The 18621-nt window shown below is 71.2% G+C and carries 13 protein-coding genes, 1 tRNA gene and 1 riboswitch; of the genes, 8 read left to right on the forward strand and 6 right to left on the reverse strand.

Features of this window, described 5'->3' with window-relative positions; genetic code table 11:
* Positions 1 to 137: 137 nt before the first annotated feature.
* Together ACWEV3_RS02760 and ACWEV3_RS02765 are read right to left on the reverse strand one after the other, a co-directional pair.
* On the reverse strand, positions 138 to 7271 hold the full coding sequence (locus ACWEV3_RS02760; protein ID WP_452612203.1) for an amino acid adenylation domain-containing protein: 7134 nt from the start codon (positions 7269 to 7271) through the stop codon (positions 138 to 140).
* A gap of 92 nt (positions 7272 to 7363) precedes the next feature.
* The gene (locus ACWEV3_RS02765) at positions 7364 to 8719 is read right to left on the reverse strand and encodes a GNAT family N-acetyltransferase (RefSeq protein ID WP_452612204.1); all 1356 of its coding nucleotides are present in this window, start codon (positions 8717 to 8719) and stop codon (positions 7364 to 7366) included.
* 315 nt (positions 8720 to 9034) lie between these two features.
* Here ACWEV3_RS02765 and ACWEV3_RS02770 point away from each other — a divergent pair, with 315 nt between their 5' ends.
* Entirely contained in the window at positions 9035 to 9988 is a 954-nt protein-coding gene (locus ACWEV3_RS02770) for a hypothetical protein (protein WP_452612205.1), read from the forward strand.
* A gap of 12 nt (positions 9989 to 10000) precedes the next feature.
* Positions 10001 to 10405: a hypothetical protein gene (locus tag ACWEV3_RS02775; RefSeq protein WP_452612206.1), complete on the forward strand. Its 405-nt coding sequence runs from the start codon at positions 10001 to 10003 to the stop codon at positions 10403 to 10405.
* Positions 10406 to 10424: 19 nt separating this feature from the next.
* On the opposite strand, the gene ACWEV3_RS02780 is transcribed toward ACWEV3_RS02775, so the two are convergent.
* Entirely contained in the window at positions 10425 to 10724 is a 300-nt protein-coding gene (locus ACWEV3_RS02780) for a DUF2218 domain-containing protein (RefSeq protein ID WP_452612207.1), read from the reverse strand.
* A 142-nt stretch (positions 10725 to 10866) separates the two neighbouring features.
* Between ACWEV3_RS02780 and ACWEV3_RS02785 the strand changes: the two genes are divergently transcribed.
* Complete coding sequence (locus ACWEV3_RS02785; protein ID WP_452612208.1) at positions 10867 to 11982, forward strand: polysaccharide pyruvyl transferase family protein; 1116 nt, start codon at positions 10867 to 10869, stop codon at positions 11980 to 11982.
* Between the two features lie 346 nt (positions 11983 to 12328).
* On the opposite strand, the gene tenA is transcribed toward ACWEV3_RS02785, so the two are convergent.
* The 3 genes from tenA to ACWEV3_RS02800 form a co-directional block, all read right to left on the reverse strand.
* Positions 12329 to 13039: a thiaminase II gene (gene tenA, locus ACWEV3_RS02790; RefSeq protein WP_452612209.1), complete on the reverse strand. Its 711-nt coding sequence runs from the start codon at positions 13037 to 13039 to the stop codon at positions 12329 to 12331.
* 286 nt (positions 13040 to 13325) lie between these two features.
* Entirely contained in the window at positions 13326 to 14123 is a 798-nt protein-coding gene (gene thiD / locus ACWEV3_RS02795) for a bifunctional hydroxymethylpyrimidine kinase/phosphomethylpyrimidine kinase (protein WP_358576195.1), read from the reverse strand.
* Positions 14111 to 14205, reverse strand: a riboswitch (TPP riboswitch). Its footprint overlaps the gene before it by 13 nt.
* Positions 14206 to 14321: 116 nt before the next feature.
* Positions 14322 to 14579, reverse strand: a complete 258-nt coding sequence (locus tag ACWEV3_RS02800; RefSeq protein ID WP_452612210.1) for a hypothetical protein — start codon at positions 14577 to 14579, stop codon at positions 14322 to 14324.
* 211 nt (positions 14580 to 14790) lie between these two features.
* Here ACWEV3_RS02800 and ACWEV3_RS02805 point away from each other — a divergent pair, with 211 nt between their 5' ends.
* The 5 genes from ACWEV3_RS02805 to ACWEV3_RS02825 all read left to right on the forward strand — a co-directional run bounded on the left by ACWEV3_RS02805 (position 14791) and on the right by ACWEV3_RS02825 (position 18608).
* Positions 14791 to 15531, forward strand: coding sequence for a hypothetical protein (locus ACWEV3_RS02805; protein WP_358576191.1), 741 nt, complete (start codon positions 14791 to 14793; stop codon positions 15529 to 15531).
* Positions 15532 to 15775: 244 nt separating this feature from the next.
* A complete protein-coding gene (locus ACWEV3_RS02810; protein ID WP_093277877.1) occupies positions 15776 to 15973 on the forward strand; it encodes a hypothetical protein in 198 nt (65 codons plus the stop codon).
* 122 nt (positions 15974 to 16095) lie between these two features.
* Positions 16096 to 17733, forward strand: coding sequence for an AMP-binding protein (locus ACWEV3_RS02815; RefSeq protein WP_452612211.1), 1638 nt, complete (start codon positions 16096 to 16098; stop codon positions 17731 to 17733).
* Between the two features lie 48 nt (positions 17734 to 17781).
* Positions 17782 to 18423 (forward strand): oligoribonuclease, encoded by a 642-nt coding sequence (orn, locus tag ACWEV3_RS02820; RefSeq protein ID WP_358576187.1) that lies wholly within the window; start codon positions 17782 to 17784, stop codon positions 18421 to 18423.
* 109 nt (positions 18424 to 18532) lie between these two features.
* Positions 18533 to 18608, forward strand: a tRNA-His gene (locus ACWEV3_RS02825).
* Positions 18609 to 18621: the final 13 nt, after the last annotated feature.

Consider the following 18621-nt stretch of genomic DNA (forward strand, 5'->3'; position numbering starts at 1 on the left):
TTGCGATGTTGAACTCCCACCGGTCGCGGGTGGTCTCGTGCGCGCTTCGGATCGCTATGGCGCTCCAAAACGCGCACGAAGGGTGACCAGCGAGAACAGCGGGCCCGCAACGCTCCGGCGAACAGGGCTGGCGGCCGTCACGCGGTGACCTCGGTCAGGGTTCGGTCGACGATCGCCGCGATCTCCGCGAGCGGTTCGCATTGCGTCATGTCCTTGTGCTCGCAGGCGATGTCGTGGTTGTGCACCACCCCATCGACGTACGGCTGCCACATCTGCGCGGTCAGCTCGGCCTTGGCCGGGTTGACCGTGGCGGTGAAGAACAGCACGTCGCCGTGGAACTTGTCGTGGTCGGCCTGGTTCTCCAGCACTGCGCAGTTGGCGAAGTTGTCGATGATCGCCGTGATGCTGTGCTCTTCGAGGTTGGCCAGCGCGCTGCCCTCCGCCGACAGGATCTCCATCACGTCTGCCCTGGTCAGCGGCCCGTCACCTAGTTCGGAGAGGTCGTAACCGGCCATGTAGAGCAGCGCCATCAGCGCTTCTTCCTCGGTGGGCAGCTCGTCCCACACGTCCTTCGGGTACGAGTCGAGCATGCACAGGAACCGCACCTCTTCGCCCTGTTCCTGCAGCTGGGTGCTCATCTCGTGCGCGACGACGCCACCGAAGGACCAGCCGAGGAAGTGGTACGGCCCGTGCGGCTGCACCTCCCGGATGTGCTCCAGGTATTCGGCGGCCATCTCCCGCAGGCTCGCCGCGACGGGCTTCGGTTCGGCGAGCCCGCGCGACTGGACGCCGTAGATCGGCCGCTCGGCGTCGATGTGCTTGAGCAGCCCGGAGAACGGCCAGGCCAGCCCGGCCGCCGGGTGCACGCAGAACAGCGGTTCCTTGCCGCCCTCGGTGCGCAGCGGCAGCAGGATCTCCAGCGCGTCGCGCGATCCCCCGCTGTGCAGCCGCTCCGCGAGACCGGCCACGGTCGGCGCGGCGAAGAGGCTGCCGACGTTGACGCGCAGGCCCATCGCGTCGCGGATGCGGCCGATCAGCTTGGCGGCCAGCAGCGAATGCCCGCCGAGGTCGAAGAAGCTGTCCTCGACGCCGACCCGCGGCAGCCCGAGCACCTCCGCGAACAACCCGCAGAGGATTTCCTCGGTCGGGTTGCGCGGCATCTCGTTGCCGACGGATTCGCCGAGGTCCGGCGCGGGCAGCGCGCGGCGGTCGAGCTTCCCGTTGGGCAGCAACGGCAACGCGTCGACGAACACCACCGCCGCGGGCACCATGTAGTCCGGCAGCGACTCCGCCACGTGCCGCCGCAGCTCGGCCGGGTCGCCACCGCCGACGACGTAGGCGACGAGCCGCTTGTCGCCCGGGACGTCCTGGCGGACCACGGCCGCGACCTGCGTGACACCGGGATGCCTGGCCAGCACCGCCTCGACCTCGCCGAGCTCGATGCGGAACCCGCGGATCTTCACCTGGTCGTCCGCGCGGCCGGCGAAGTCCAGCACCCCGTCCGCCCGCCAGCGCACCAGGTCACCGGTGCGGTACATGCGGGAACCGGGCGGCCCGAACGGGTCGGCGACGAACCGCCCGGCGGTCAGGCCCGGCCGGTCGAGGTAACCGCGCGCCAGCCCGTGCCCGGCGACGTAGAGCTCGCCGACCACGCCGGGCGGCGTGGGCTGGAGCGCCTCGTCCAGCACGTAGAGCCGGGCTCCCGGGTCGGGCACGCCGATCGGCACCGTGCTGCCGACGGCATCCGGATCGCAGTCCCACAGCGTCGAGTTGACGGTGGCCTCGGTCGGCCCGTAGCAGTTGAGCATCCGCCGGTCCCGCGCCCACCTCAGCACCAGCTCGGACGGCACGTTCTCGGCCCCGCACAACAAGGTCGCGTTCGGCGGCAGCTCGGTGTCGGCCGGGAACATGCCCATCATCGACGGCCCGATGGCCAGGTGCGTGACGCGGTGCCGCCGCGCGTACTCCGCGAGCGGTTCGCCCGGCACCCGCAGGTCGGAGGGCACGACGACGAGGGTGCCGCCGCCGAGCAATCCCATGCAGATCTCCCAGAACGCCACGTCGAAGCTCGGCGAGGCGAACTGCAGCACCCGGCTGCCGGCGGTGATGCCGACCCGGTGGCGCTGGGTGGCGAGCAGCTTGGCGATGCCGCGGTGCGGCACGACCACGCCCTTCGGAGTGCCGGTGGAGCCGGAGGTGTAGATGACGTACGCCGCGTCGTCCAGCCCCGGCCTCGTCGGTTCGACGCCGCCGGTAGGACTGTCTTCGCAGCTCAGCAAGGCCGTTGGGAGATCGGCGCGGAGATCGTCGGTGAGCACCAGGCGCGGCTTCGCGTCCTCGGCCATGTGCCGCAGCCGTTCCGCCGGGTACTCCGGGTCGAGCGCCAGGTACGCCGCGCCGGCGGTCATCACCGCGAGCAGGCCGATGATCAGCTCGGGCGAGCGGGGCAGCAGCACGCCGACGATGTCGCCAGGGCCGACGCCCTGCTCGGCCAGCAGCCGCGCCTGCTCGGTCACCCGCCGGTCGAGCTCGCGATAGCTGAGCTCCACGTCGTCGAAGATCAGCGCTGGCTTGTCCGGCTGCCGCGCGACCTGCTCGGCGAACAGCTCCGGGAAGGTCCCGGCCGCGGCCACGTCGGCGGCGGCGTCACCCCAGGCCAGCACCTCCTGCCGGGCCGCATCGCCCAGGACGTCCAGGCGTCCGATCGGCGCCGCCGGGTCTTCGACGGCGGCCGCGAGCAGCCGGACGAACCGCGCGGCCAGGTCTTCGACGGTGCGCTCGGTGAAAAGGTCGGTGCTGTACTGCACCAGTCCGTCGGACCCGCCGTCGGCGCGCTCGCTGAGGCTGAACGCCAGGTCGAACTTGGCCGCCCCGGCGGGCACGGTGTCCACTGTGGTCTCAAGCCCGGGCAGGTCCGCCGCGACGGCCTCGGCCGCGCCCCAGTACGCGAGCATCACCTGGAACAGCGGGTGCCGGGACAGCGAACGAGCCGGGTTGAGCACCTCGGCGAGCCGCTCGAACGGCAGCTCCGCGTTGTCGAACGCGGCCAGGTCGACCTGCCGCACCCGGTCGACCAGCTCGGCGAAGCCCGGCTCCCCGGAGGTGTCGGTGCGCAGCACGAGGCTGTTGACGAAGAAGCCGACCAGGTCGTCGAGCGAGTCGTCGCCGCGACCGGCCACCGGCGACCCGATCGGGATGTCGGTGCCGGCACCGTGCCTGGTCAGCAGCGCCACCAGCCCGGCCTGCAGCACCATGAACACGCTGGCCCGGTGCTCGCCCGCCAGCCGCCGGAGCCGCTGGTGCAGGGCGGGATCGAGCTCGAACCGCACCGTCCCGCCCCGGTGGCTGGACACCGCCGGGCGCGGGAAGTCGGTGGGCAGCTCCAGCTGGTCGGGCAGGTCGGCGAGGGCCTGCCGCCAGAACGCCAGCTGCCGCCCCGCGAGCCCGTCCGGGTCGGCCTCGTCCCCGAGCAGTTCCCGCTGCCAGAGCGTGTAATCCACGTATTGCACGGGAAGATCCGGCCATTCCGGGGCCGTGCCCGCCGCCCGCGCGGCATAGGCGGTCGACAGGTCGCGCACGAGCGGTCGAGTGGACCACTCGTCACCGGCCACGTGGTGCAACAGCACGAGCAACAGGTGCTCGCCGTGCTCCCGGGCCGGTTCGGATGCCGTGAACAGCATTGTCCGGATCGGCGGCTCCTCGGCCAGGTCGAACCCCTGCCGAACCGCGGCTTCGAGCACGTCATCAACACCGACAACCCGCTCCACCCCCGAGGAGTCCCGCAATTTCAATGGAAATCGAGGGTTCGATTTCAATGGAAATTGCGGATCACCAGACGCCGGGACCCGGACCACCGTCAGCTCGGGCACGGCGTCGAGCACCTGCTGGCGCGGCTCGCCGAGCTCGTCCGGGAAGATCGTGCGCAGGCTCTCGTGCCTGCGCACGACGTCGCCGATGGCCGCGCTCAGCGCCGCGACGTCCAGCTCGCCGGACATCTTCAGCACCAGCGGCATGTTGTAGGTGGCGCTGCTGCCTTCCAGCCGGTTCAGGAACCACAAGCGCTGCTGCGCGAACGAAAGCGGGACCCGCTCCGGCCGTTGCACCGGCCGTAGCGCGGGCCGTCGCGCGCCCGTTCCGAGCTGCGCGGCGAGGCCCGCGACGGTCGGATGGTCGAAGAGGCTGCGGATGGTCAGCTCCGCGCCGAGCTCGGTGCGCACCCGCGCCAGCAGCCGCGCGGCCAGCAGGGAATGCCCGCCCAGCTCGAAGAACCCGTCGTCGATGCCGACCCCGCGGACGCCGAGCACCTCGGCGAACAGCCGGCACAGCGCCTCCTCGACGGCGTCGCGCGGTCCCCGGCCACCGGCATCCCCGCCGAAGTCCGGCGCGGGCAACGCCCGGACGTCCAGCTTCCCGTTGGCCGTCAACGGGATCTCGTCCACCGGCACGAAGGCCGACGGCACCATGTAGCCCGGCAGCCGCTCCGCCAGGTGCCCGCGCAGTTCGCCCGCCGCGGCCGCGCCGACCACGTAGCCGACCAGCCGCTGATCGCCCGGCTGGTCCTCGCGCACCACGACGGCGGCCTGCCGCACCGCCGGGTGCGCGAGCAGCTGCGCCTCGATCTCGCCGAGCTCGATGCGGAACCCGCGCACCTTGACCTGCTGGTCGGCGCGGCCGACGAACTCGATGCCGCCCTCCGGCCGCCACCTGCCCAGGTCGCCGGAGCGGTACATGCGGGTGCCCGGCGCGCCGTGCGGGTCCGCGACGAACCGCTGCGCGGTCAGCCCGCGCCGCCCGAGGTAGCCGCGGGCCAGGCCTTCGCCGGCCACGTACAGCTCCCCGACCACGCCCGGCGGCACCGGCTGCAGCAGCCCGTCGAGCAGGTAGACCCGCAGGTCCGGGATGCCGCGGCCGATCAGGCTGCCGTCGCGGCGGGCCACCGCCTCGCGGTCGAGCTCCACGTAGGACACGTGCACGGTGGTCTCGGTGATCCCGTACATGTTGATCAGCTTCGGCGATTCCGGCCGCCGGGCGTACCAGTCGTCCAACCTGGACAGTTCCAGCGCCTCGCCGCCGAAGATCACGTACCGCAGCGCCAGCTCGGTGCCCGGGTTCTCCCGGTCGGCCTGGCTGAGCTGGTAGAACGCCGAAGGCGTCTGGTTGAGCACGGTCACGCGCTCGCGGGCCAGCAGCCGCAGGAATTCCTGCGGCGACCGGGAGACCTCGTGCGGGACCACCACGAGCCGGCCGCCGTGCAGCAGCGCGCCCCACAGCTCCCAGACGGAGAAGTCGAAGGCGTAGGAGTGGAACAGCGTCCAGACGTCGTCGGCGCCGAAGGAGAACCACGGGTCGGTGGCGCCGAAGAGCCGGACAACGTTGTGGTGCGGGATCGCCACGCCCTTGGGCCGCCCGGTCGAGCCGGAGGTGTAGATCACGTAGGCGGCGTGCTCGGCGGTCAGCGGCCCGCGCTCGCCCGACTTCGGGTCGCGCTGCGAATGCCGGGCGATCTCCGCGATCTCGCCCGGATCGTCCAGCAGGATGCGGGTGGTGCCCTCCGGCAGCCGCGCCGCGTGGTCGGCATCGCTGATCAGCACGGTCGGCTGCGCGTCACCGACGATGTAGCGGATCCGATCGGCGGGGTGTCCCGGGTCCAGCGGCAGGTACGCGGCACCGGCCTTCAGCACCGCCAGCAGCGCCACGACCAGCTCGGCGGAGCGCGGCAGCGCCAGCGCGACCAGCTGCTCCGGCCCGACGCCGTGGTCGATGAGGTGGTGCGCGAGCTGGTTGGCCTGCGCGTCGAGCTCGGCGTAGGTGAGGCGCTGCTCGCCGAACGTGACCGCGACCGCGTCCGGTGTGCGCATCGCCTGCTCCTCGAACAGCTGCGGCAGGGTCGCCGCGGGCTGTTCCCGGGTGCCCGGGATCGGCGCGTTCCACTCGTCGAGGATCCGGTCGCGCTCCTGCGGCGAGAGCAGGTCGATCCGGCCGACCGGGGTGTCGCCGGGGCAGTCCGCGAACGCCTGGAGGAAGCGCAGGAACCGCTCGCGGTGCGCGGTGAGCTCCGGCTCGCCGTAGCGATCCGGGTTGGCGTCGAACTCGAACCGCAGCTCGTCGTCGCCGGTCGGGTACGCCGCGACGGTCAGGTCGTCGACCGGCCCGGCCGCGAGGTTGTGCACGGTCGCCGGGCTGCCGCCGAAGGCCAGCTCGTAGTCGAAGGACTTGATGTTGATCAGCGGCCCGAACAGCGGCCGGTCCGAACCCAGCAGCCCGAGGTCCCGGCGCAGGTCTTCGCCGCGGTAGCGCTGGTGCTTGTGCACCTCGCGCATGGCCTTGCCGACCTGCGAGATCAGCTCGGCGCGCGTGGTGTCCGGGGCGATCCGCAGCCGCAGCGGCAGCACGTTGACGACCATGCCGGGCACCCGCAGCAACCCCGCCGACCCGAGCCGCCCCATCACCGGCAGCCCGAGCACCACGTCCGCGGCTCCGGTCATCCGGTGCAGGTAGGCGCCGAAGGCGGCGATGAGCGCGTGCGTCCCGGTCGCGCGGCTCTCGCTCCCGGCGAGCGCCAGCGCGGGCCCCGCCGCGGAGGTGCCGGTCTGCCGGCGGAACGAGTGCGCGGCAGGGCTCGAATCCCCGGCCAGCGACACGACGTCCGGGTGGTCGGCGAACTGCTCCCGCCAGAACTCCGCGTCCGCGGCGAACTTCGGCGACTCCCGGTAGTCCAGTTCCGCGGCCGGCAGGGAGCTCAGCGGGCCGAACGGCGACGGCCCGCCGTCCGGTTCGTCGTACAGCTCGGCGACCCGCCGGAGCAGCAGGGAGAAGCCGTACCCGTCGATGGCCACGTGGTGGATCCGCTGGTACCACCACCAGCGCTCGTCGCCGAGCTTGAGCAGCGCCGCGGTCCACAGCCGGCCGCCATCGGCCCGCGACCGCGTCAGGTCGACGGGTTCCCGCAGGTCGGCGCGCATCCAGGCGAGCGCGTGCGCCTCGGGATCGGCGGCGGTCGAGCAGTCGATCACCGGGAGCTCGGGGTCGTCGGGCTCGTCGATGACCTGCCGCGGCTCACCTGCGGAGTCGACCACCCGCAGCCGCAGCGTCTCCGCCTCGGCGACCACCCGGCGCAGCGCCGACGCGAACCGGGCCGGGTCCACGGGCCCGTGGACCTCGACGTACTCGGCGGTGTTGAAGATCGGGTTGGCTCGGTCCAGCTGCTGCGCGAACCAGATCCCCGCCTGCGCGGTGGACAATGGCAGTTGCTCGTCGGCACGGCCCGGCATCGCTCTCCCCACGATCAACAAAACAGGTAAGGCTTACCTTAATTCTCAACCGTTTCGCGGTACAGCCGCCAGGCGCATAGACCGACGTGGGGCTACTCACCCGACGCGGGCCGCGCGAACACCATCAGGGCCGAGTTCTTGTTCGGCAGACCCACCTCCGCGGCCCGGTCGAAGCCGGCCTTGCCGAACGCGCCCACCGAGGCTCCGTTGTGGACGTTGGGCTCGGCGACGACCCGCCGGCATTCCCGGTCGGCGGCCAGCAATCCCTCGGCCACCGCGCGCAGCAGCGCCGACCCCACGCCGCGCCCGATCGCGTCCGGCTCGCCGATCGCGATGTGCACGCCGAGGTCGTGCGGCTCGTGCGAGTAGCAGCGCGCCAGCTTGTCGCGCTGCACCCGGTAAAGCTCGACGTATCCGACATCCCGCCCGTCGAACCCGACGATGCACGGCACCGAATGCTGCCCGGCGAGCTGACCGGCCAGCTCGTCCCGCCACTGCGCCACCGGCCACGCCTGGCCCCAGTTGACCGCGACGTGCTCGTTGTTCATCCAGCGGTGCACCAGCTCGACGTCCGGTCCGCCGTCCGCGCCGTCGACCCGGACCGGCCGCAGCGACCAGCCCGCGCCCAGCTCCGGGATCGGCACGCCGCGAACGTCCGGGACGTCCGACCGCAGCGGGTTCCGCGCCTCGAACGGCACGGCCTGCACCCGGATCTCCCCCGACTCCGTGCGATACCGCAGCCCGGAGCCGTTGAGCGCGGCGAGATCGGTCAGCGTCGGGCTGGTCAACCAGTGCCCGACCAGCCATTCCACGTCCGGATACGCCTCGGCGACGGCCCGCAGCCGATCCGCGAGCCCGGCGAGCAGATCCGCCTCGTGCACGACACCGCGCCGCCCCAGCAACCCGATGACCGCCAGCGCGCCACGCGTCAACAGCGCCGCGGTCGCACCCGTGACGTCGCCGGGCTGCCAGCCGCGAACCGCGGGCAGCAACCGGCCCTCGACGTGCGAGGACAACCAGCGCTGCGCCTCCTCGGCATCGGAGACCGAGCGGGCCACCGCGACCAGGTCCTCGGGCAGCGCCAGCGGATCGACCGCGCGGCGCGGCAAGGCGTCCACCAGCCAGTCCAGCAGCGAGCCCGAGCCGGCGGCGTTGATCGGCGCGTCGGGCAACGCCCGGGCTCGCGCGTCGGCGGAGCACGCGGCCGCGAGCAACGCCGGCTCGGCCACCTCGACCGGACCGCCCGTCGCGTCCAGCACGTGGATCGGACCGAAGCCGTGCGCGCCGGTCGGCGAGTCGTAGACGACGTCCGTGCGCAGGCGCAGCGATCCGATGGTCAACCGCAGCGGCCCCTCCGCGACCGGGGTGTGCGTCTCGGCCAGCCACCGCCGCAACAGCACCGAGGTCCGCTGGTGCGGCTGCCCGGCAAGGTCGACTCCAGTCGTCACGCAACGCTCCCTAAGCACAGCAATCCGTTCCGTTCTGTGAGCGAAGCCTAACCTGACTACCCGATCTCGTGACCGCGCCTCACCCGACTGACGCATCCCGGCGCGCGGCCGACCTGGACTCGTCACCGAACGTGCGAAACGAGCACAGTGGACGAAGCCGCGTCACGATCACTGAGAGTGCGATGGGGTTTTGATCGCCTGATCATCAGTACCTGATCCGGTGATGATCGTTGTTTTCCGCTGGGCGAGCACCCACCATCGCCCCTACTCTCCGAGCTATCGAATCGGCCGCACCGTCCGGAGAGGAGTTCACCAATGGAAGACGCCGACTCTGTCGTGCCCCTCCGGCCGGGATTCGACATCCAGGTCCGAGGCTTCAACCGCCACCAGGTCATCGAGCACCTGGAACTGCTGGAGGACCAGCTGCGACTGGTCACCATCGACCGCAACGAAGCGGCACAGCTCAACTCCGACCTCCGGAAGCTCTGCGACGACACCCGCCGCAGCCTCGACGCCGCCGAGGAGCGCCTCAAGCGCATCGAATCCTCCGACACCGGACTGCCCGCCGCCTCCCAGCGCGTGCAGAACATGCTCTCGATCGCCGAAGAAGAGGTGCAGACCCTGCGCGATCGGGCGCGGCGGCAGGCCGAGATCATCCGCGGCACCGCCGAGACCGAGGCGCGCGAGCTGATCGGCGAAGCCGAGCGGGCCGCGAGCGAGCTGCGCAACGAGTGCAGCGAGCTGGTCGCGGACGTCGAATCGAGGCGCGCGCGGCTGCACCGCGAGCACGACCAGAAGGCCAGCGATCTGCGCTCCCGGGAACACCGGCTGCGGCAGAACATCCGCAACGAGTACAAGCGGACCATGTCGGAGGCCCAGGAAGAGGCCGACACCCTGATCGCCGACACCCGGCGGCGGTGCGGCGAGTGGGACGCCGAAACCGAGCAGCGGCGGCTGGCCGCGCTGGAGGAGATCCGCACCAAGCAGCTCCGGCTGGAAGAGATGCGCATCTCGGTGCTGGCGTCGATGGACAACGCCCGCCGGCTGCTGGACGACTCCGCGGCCGACCTGCGCGGCCAGAACACGGCGCTGAGCATCGCGGACGACGAGACCAGGCAAATCACCCAGGAAGTGCCGGTCGAGCAGGTCGAGCAGCAGCCGGTCCGACTGCCGGAACAGCGCGAGGACGTGCAGACCTACACCATCCCCATCGAGCGGGCGCGCACCAACGGCGCCGCCCCGCACCCCGGACCCGCCCGGCAGAGCTGATCGGAGCACCTCGTGGACCTGCTCGTGCTGATGTTCGTCACCGGTTTCGCCTTGGCCACGCTGATCTTCTGGCCGCTGCTGCAACGGGCGAACCGGCGTCTCGCCGAGAGCGGTGTCTCCGAAGCGGCGATCGCACCGAAGGGCAAACACGCGCTGCGCACGCCGGACGCCCCGGCCAGGTCGGCCTCGCCGACGGTCATCGCCCGGCGGCCGAGCACCGATCAGGCCGCACCGGCGGAGTCCGAGCCGAAGCCCGAGCAGCCCCAGCCGGTGCCGGTCGCGCCGCAGCAGCGCACGGCGGAGCCGGTGGAGATCCCGGAGCTGCCGACCGACCTGTTCGGGAAGCACTTTGAGGCCAAGTTCAACCGGTCCCGCCAGCGGCTGGCCCGGCTCCGCGACGAGATCAGCAAGGAATGATCCTCGCCGCTGTTAATGCTCAGTCGTTCGTCCAGTCGACTTTCAGTTCGTCGCGCTGACCGAACCGTTCGAGGTGGCGGCCGATCACGTGCTGCACCCGGTCGAGCACCTCGGCGTTCTCCGCCTCGGCGCGCAGGGCGAGCGCGTCCGGCTCGCTCACCAGCAGGCAGCTGCCCGCACCGCGATCGGCGGGCAGGGTGATGCGGATGCCTTCCGGTTCCTCGGAAACCTCGCACTTCCGGCCGAGGTGCGAGGACAACTGCTTGGCGTAGCGGGTCGGCTTGTCGGTGCCCACCTTCGCCTGCGATCGAATCGTCAAGATGCCTCCCAAGTTAAGTTAGCCCAACCTAATTGGTACCAGCGGTTGCCGGCGGGTGCGAGATCTCACTCGCCCCGGCCTTCGGGGTCGCCTCGTTGCTACGTTCGAAAGGGACTCGGCACCCGAAGGCTGGAGCCCACTGTTGACCAACCCGCCGACCATCTACCTCGTCGCCACCACCGGACATCCGAACTACGGGGACGAACTGATCGCCGCGGCCTGGCTGAAGCACCTGGCGCGCGTCGCCCCGGACAGCGAGATCTGGGTCGACTGCCCCAATCCCGGACCGAGCGAGGTGCTGCTCGGCCACCTGCACCCGCGGGCCCGGTTCACCGACACGTTCTGGCGGCTGTGCTGGGAAGCCCCGTCCGACGGCCCGTGGGAGGTCGCGTCGTTCGTGCAGCACGCGATCGACAACCCGGGGCTGGCGCCGCGCTGGGTGGCGGGCATCGAACTGGCCGCCCGGGTCGACCTGGTGCACATCATCGGCGGCGGGTTCGTCAACGGCATCTGGCCGCGCCACCTCGGCCTGCTCGCGGCCGCGGTGGCGGCGACCCGGCGGTCCGGCGGCCGGGCCGTGATGACCGGTCAGGGCTTCTGGCCGGTCGCGCCCGAAGCGGAGCCGCTGCTGCGCAACCTCACCGCGCAGTTCGACGTCGTCGACGTGCGCGACGAGCCGTCGGTGGCGCTGGCCGGTGCCGCCTCGCACACCGGCGACGACATGTTCTTCGGCGTCGAACCCGGCCTGTACCGGGACGACGACCTGCGCGAGGTCATGGTGTGCCTGCAGTCGGACCTGCTCGACGTGACGGTGCCCGCGCTGGCCGGATTCCTGCTGGACACCCTCAGTGAATGGGGCGTGCGACCCGAGCAGGTCGGCATCGTGGAGGGCATCCCGCGGGTGGACCGCGAGGTCTTCGCGCTGGTCGAGCACGACCTGCCGGGCGCCCGGTTCTACCCGTTCGCCGAGATCATGGATGCCGGGCTGCCCGCGGCGGCCGGGCAGCGCTGGCTGTCCAGCCGGTTCCACCTGCACCTGATGGCCGCGGCGGCCGGGGCGCACGGGGTCGCGGTGTCGATCAACTCGGGCTACTACACCAACAAGCACCGGTCGCTGATCGACCGCGGTTCCGGCTGGACGCTCAGCGAGGGACTGCGGGTCCCGGCCATGCCGACCAGCGGCGGATTCGCCACCGACGTGCTGCGAGAACTGAAGCAGGCCAAGGAAGAACTCGCGAAGGCGATCTACGGGCGCTGATCTACTCCTCGCCGCCGGCTGCGTCTTCGCGCTGCCGACGGCGGTCGGCGATGTAGAACGGCGCAGCCGCCAGCACGGGCACCAGCATGCCCGCGAAGACGATCAGAAGAGAAGTGCCCACGGCCGACGAAACTCCGTCCACGGGTGGAAGAATCCACGCTTTGCTCCTCGCCCGGACGGGCGTCTCGCAGAGAGCATCGCTGCACCGCACGATACGTTAGCGGTGCAACATGTGCGCCCGGTCACATCGAGTCGGCGCGGATTCTTCCTACCTCGCAACGGGTTTCGCCCGCCGCCGGGCCCGCCCGCGCAACTTGCGCCGCTGCGCGGACGAGCCGGGAAATCCTCATCCGAGGAAGCGCGCGGTGGGCCATTCCTCCCTGATCCAGGCGCTGTTCCAGAACAGCCACTCGTACTCGGTGGCCCGGGTGAACGCTTCGAGCATCCGCTGCCGGGTCTCGTCGTCAGCGGCCTCGGCGACCCGGTCGGTGAGGTCGCGGGCCGTCAGCACGGCCGCGGCGAACTCGTCGTCGGCGTAGGTCTGGATCCACGCCCGGTACGGGTGGCCCTCGGCGCCTCCGGTGGCCTCCAGGATCGTGGTGCCGACGTGCTGGTACACCCAGAAGCACGGCAGGATCGCCGCCAACAGCACCGGATACGGCTCGGTCAGCGCGTTCGCGCGCAGGAACGAGGTGTAGGCAAGGCAGGACGGGGACGTGCCGATCCCGGCGATCTCGGCGTCGGACAGGCCGAACTCGGCGACGTACCCGGCGTGCAACCGGCGCTCCTCGACCAGCGCGCCCTGCGAGGCGCCGGCGAGGAACGCGGCGTCCTCGGCGTTGTCGGCGCGCGTCGCAGCGGCGGCCAGCGCCTGCGCGAAACCGACCAGGTAGCGCGCGTCCTGCACGATGTAGAACGCGAAGCGGTCGCGGTCCAGGGTGCCGTCGGTCAGCGCGGCGTTGAACGGGTGCTCGACGATCGCCTGCTGAAGATCGGCGGTGTGCGCCCAAGCCTTGGCGCAGAAACCGTCGGCGGGCGGAGCGGGCAACGTGCTCATCAGAACCTCTCGTAGCGTGTGGAAGCCCTTGCGCACAGGGCTCTACAGGTGTTTGGGAAATCGGTTTTGGCTCTTGTTCTTGAAGCGGCGAAGCCGCTTAGCCCACGCTCGCAACTTGCACCGCCGCGGGTTCTCAGACTGTGCCCACCCCGAAGGGGTTCTTGGCGAGGACAGCCCCGATGCCGCGTATTGGACATACGTAAGTCGGGGATCCCACAGTCCAGACGGCGTCTGAGGTTCCGCTACCCGCACCGCCACGCAGAACGAGCTTGGAAACCCCGAAAGGTCACCACCAGTGGTGGAAGTGGTGGACTGGGCCGTGGCCGTGGCCCACGTCGAGCCGGTCGGAGGCTCGCAGGGCCTCCGTCAGGTACTCCTTGGCCTCGCGCACCGCTTCGAGCCAGTCGCCGCGCTGCGGTCGCAGCGCGGCGATCGCGGCCGACAGCGTGCAGCCGGTGCCGTGGTCGTTAGTGGTCGCGACCCGCTCGCTGGAGAGGAACTCGGCGATCCCGTCGCCGTACAGCAGGTCCACGCTGGTCCCGCCGTCGAGGTGGCCGCCCTTGAGCAGCACCTGCTTCGCCCCCAGCCCGGCCAGCCGCTCGGCCTGCGCGGGCATGTCGGCGGGGTCGGTGAGCTCCGGCTCGCCCAGCAGGTCCGCGGCCTCCGGCAGGTTCGGGGTGATCAGGTCCACCCGCGGCAGCAGCTCCTCGCGCAGCGCGCCGACCGCTTCCGGGGCGAGCAGCCGGTCCCCGCTCTTGGCGACCATCACCGGGTCCAGCACGACGTGCGGCGGCGCGTAGCGGTCGAGCACCTCGACCACCGCGCGGATCACCTCGGCATTGGCCAGCATGCCGATCTTGACCGCGTCCACCCGCACGTCGTCGAGCAGCGTGACCAGCTGCGCGGTGATGAACTCCGGCGGCACCTCGTGGACCTCGGAAACCCCGGTGGTCGTCTGCGCGACCAGCGCGGTGATCACGGACATGCCGTAGGCGCCGTGCGCCGAGAAGGTCTTCAGGTCGGCCTGCACGCCTGCTCCGCCACTGGGGTCGGTGCCGGCGATGGTCAGCACATTGGGAACCATGACGTCCCTCCGCTAGTACGAGCTAGGTCAGGTTCAACGGGTCTGTTCTCAGCCCGGCAGCCGGGCACCCCGCGTCACTGCCACCAACCTAACAACCGGGCCCGGCCCGCGACCACGCCCGCCTCGCTGTTTCCGAACCAGTTCCGCGAAGCGGTGCCAAGCGCAAGAGCCGCCCTGCCGCAGCCTCCCGGACGGCTCTCAGTCGATCAGGCCCACCACCACGCCGGCGGTGAGCACCTCGCCGGGCCGCACCTGGTGCCACAGCGTGCCGGTGGCCAGCGCGGAAACCCAGCCGACCGTCCGGCCGCAGCGATCGCCGCCCACCCTGATCTCCGCCAACCGGTCGCCCACCCGCACCCGGCTGCCGTCCGCGACCAGCCAGCACACCAGCACGCCGCGCGCCGGATCGCGACCGGCCTGCCTGCGCCCGAGTTCGGGGAAGTGCACCTCGGTCATCCCGCCCCCCCTAGATGATCGCCCCAGCATTGCCCCAGGTGCGCCGCGCGACAAGACCGTTCGGCGGCCGGACCACTCCGATCGCAGCCGCCCGCCTGCTCCGATCGGCCCACGCGACCCGAGCGGAATCGGCACAGCGATCGAATTCACACCGTGAAGGCACCCACCGGTAGGCAAGGGGACCCTTCATCGCGGACTAAAGTGGTTGATGATGGAAACCACGACCGATGCCCCGAGCTTCGCCCGTTCCCGCCGGCAACCCCGGCCGGAGGATCCCGCCCGGATCTGGGCCCCGCTGGCGGACCTGACCGAAGCCGCCGTGGCGGCCGCCGGCTCGGGGACGGTGGCGATCACCCGCGGATTCGACCGCAACAGCAGGCAGCGCGCGAAGGCGCTGCGCGAGCTGCTGAACCGGCGCGACGTCGACGCCGTCGAGGTGACGCCGGCTCCGGGCAGCGCCCGGCTGCTGGCCGACGTCGACGTCACCGCCGTGGTCAATCTGATCGGCGCCGGCTCGTGGCAGCCCTACCGGGTGGCCGCCGAGCTGCGCGCCCCGGTGCTCACGCCGAAGCCGGGCGACGGCCCGGCCGAGGAGGTCACGCGGGACGTGATCGCCCTGGCCGGCGACTCGGGCCACCGCGACGTCGCGATCTCGCACGTCGCCGTCCGCTCCGAGGACCCCGCCGCCAGCCGGCTCACCCTGACCTACGACGGCGAGCAGCTGACGGTGCCCGGCGGTTGGTTGACCATCGCGGTGCAGGGCAGCGAGCTGGAGGTCAAGGTCGGCGGCGTGGACTTCCCGGAGCGCACGCTGAGCACCGGCGAGATCCGGGTGGAGGCCTTCGACGCGCCGCACCGGCTGGTCCGCGACGAGCTGCCGATCGCCGACTTCGAAGAAGCGGCGGTCACCTTCACCGCCGAGGCGAACGGCCTGGTGGTCCGCCCGGTCTGAGCCCCAGCCCACCGACTCACGTCCGCAGCTTCGAACGGAGCTGCGGACTTCTGCCTTTCCGGGAACCGCCGTCCGAGTGAATGATCACTCGGAGTTTCCAGGCCACCCGATGGAGATGTGTTCTGAGCCACTCCCGCGAATGATGCTGGCATATGCCGTCACGGTTCATACCCAACCGCGTCCCTCGATCAATACCGCGCGCTGGAGGCAGAGCGCGCGAACTGCAACAGGGAGGCTGGGGATCGTGGAGCCCACCAAGCAGTGGCATGTGAGCTGCCGCGATGTCGCCGGCAGACGTCGGGACATGGCGGTGTTCGTCAACCAGGAGAACGTCGTGCTGATCGCCCCACCGGGCGAGACCGCAGTGCTGTCACCGCTGGAGGTCGGCAGGCTGCGGGCGGCCTTGCGCGACGCGATCGTGCAGGCCGCCACGCTCGAGTGAACACCCATCGAGGGCGGGGGCGGACGACGGTCCGCTCCCGCTCTCGTGATCTCGGCCTTCCCCGCGCAGTCCGCTCACGGCATTATCTACTCCCGGTAACCTGGCGACCGAGAGGTGACTGCGTGAGCACGTTCTGGCAACGATCAGCCGCGCTCCTCGGGCGCGGAACGTCCGGCCTGCACACGGCGTTCGTCCTGGCCAAGCAGGGGGTGATCAGCCCACTCCGGCCGGACAAGCTGCTGCGGGTCGTCCTCGCCTGGCGGCGCTGGGGCATCACGCCGCCGCTGGGCTTCGCCGTCGGCTCGGTGCGCCACGCCGACCGCCCGGCCGTGATCGACGAGCGCGGCGCGCTCAGCTACGCCGAGCTCTCGCAGCGCACCACCCGGTTGGCCAACGGCCTGCGCGACCGCGTCCCCGGCGGCACCCGGATCGGCGTGCTGTGCCGCAACCACCACGGTCCGGTCGAAACGATCGTCGCCGCCGCCAAGCTCGGCGTCGACGTGGTGCTGCTCAACACCGGCCTGAGCAGCCGCCAGCTCGTCGACGTGATCGCCGAGCAGCGGGTCGGCCTGCTCGTCCTGGACGCCGAGTTCCGCAGCCACCTGCCGAACCTGCCCGAGGACCTCGATGCCGTGCTGGCGTGGACCGAGGGCACCACCCGCCACGACACCCTTGAGCACCTGATCACCACCGCGCCGGCCAAGCAGCTGCCCCGGCCGGGCCGGCACTCCCGGATGATCGTGCTGACCTCCGGCACCACCGGAACCCCGAAGGGCGCCCGCCGCCCCGATCCGGCGGCGCTGGCCCCCGCGGCGTCGATCCTGTCCCGGGTGCCGCTGCACAGCGGCGAACGAGTGCTCGTCAGCGCGCCGCTGTTCCACACCTGGGGAATCGCCGCGTTCCAGCTCGGCTCGGTACTCGGCGCGACACTGGTGCTGCACCGCAAGTTCGATCCCGAGCACGCGCTCAGCGCCGTAGAGCGCCACCAGTGCACGTCGATGTTCGCGGTGCCGGTGATGCTGCAGCGCATCCTCGAACTCCCCGAACGGATCCGCACCAAGTACGGCCACGATGCGCTGCGCATCGTGGCGAGCAGCGGTTCGGCGCTGCCCGCCGACCTGGCCACCAGGTTCCAGCGCGCCTTCGGGCCGGTGCTCTACAACCTCTACGGCTCCACTGAGGTGTCGTGGGTGAGCATCGCGACACCGCACGACCTGCGCGCCGCGCCTGGCACCGCGGGCCGACCGCCGCGAGGCACGATCGTGCGCATCCTCGGCGAGGACGGGACACCGGTGCGCCGCGGCGCGACCGGGCGGATCTTCGCGGGCAACGACATGCTCTTCGAGGGCTACACCAACGGCAGCAGCCGGGAGATCCGAGACGGACTGATGTCCACCGGCGACCTCGGGCGCATCGACGCCGCCGGGCGGTTGTTCGTCGTCGGCCGCGAAGACGACATGATCATCTCCGGCGGCGAGAACGTCTACCCCAAGGAGACCGAGGACGCCATCGCCGGGATGCCGGAGGTGTCCGAGGCCGCCGTCATCGGCGTCGACGACGCCGAGTTCGGGCAGCGGCTCGCGGCGTTCGTGGCGCTCCGCGCCGACGGCGACCTGGACGCCGAGCAGCTGCGCGACCGGCTTCGCGGCAGGCTGTCGAAGTTCGCCATGCCCCGCGATGTGGTGTTCCTCGACGAGCTGCCGCGCAACGCCACCGGCAAGGTCGTGCCGCGCGAGCTGCTCGCCCGCCTGGAGGCATGACCGGCACGGCTGCACGATCACGTCCCGTGGCGGGTTAGGCTGCCTCGGGTGAATGACCGTCTAGTGTGGATCGACTGCGAAATGACCGGTCTCGATCTCGGCAAGGACGCGCTGATCGAGATCGCCGCCCTGGTCACCGATGCCGACCTCAACATCCTCGGCGAAGGCGTGGACATCGTCATCCACGCCGACGACGAGGCGCTCGCCGGGATGCCCGACGTGGTGCGCGACATGCACGACCGCTCCGGGCTCACCGAAGAGGTGCGCCGCTCCGAGGTGACCCTCGAAGAAGCCGAACAGCGGGTGCTGGAGTACATCCGCCAGTACGTGCCGGTCGACCGTTCCGCGCCGCTGGCCGGCAACTCGATCGCCACCGACCGCGGCTTCATCTCGCGCGACATGCCGCGGCTGGACGCCCACCTGCACTACCGGATGGTGGACGTGTCGTCCATCAAGGAGCTGTGCCGCCGCTGGTACCCGCGGATCTACTACGCGCAGCCGGAGAAGGGCCTCGCGCACCGCGCGCTGGCCGACATCCGGGAGTCCATCCGCGAGCTCGCCTACTACCGGCGGACGGCGTTCGTCCCGCAGCCGGGGCCGACCAGCGAACAGGCCCAGGCGGTGGCCGCCGAACTGCTCAACGGCGATGGCGCCGGCAAGGCCCGCGAGACCCCGGAGAACGGCCGCTGACCAGCGCGCACCGGGATAACCGGAGCCGGTGGAAAACCCGGTGACAGCGCACGCTACTATGTGAGCGTTGCTCCGGAAGGGTCCGAAAGGGCCGGTCCGAGCGGCCGAGGTGGGTGTAGCTCAGTCGGTAGAGCACTGGGTTGTGGTCCCAGGTGTCGCGGGTTCGATTCCCGTCACTCACCCCAAAGAAAGGCCCCG

It is taken from the genome of Saccharopolyspora sp. NPDC003752 (assembly GCF_053605825.1).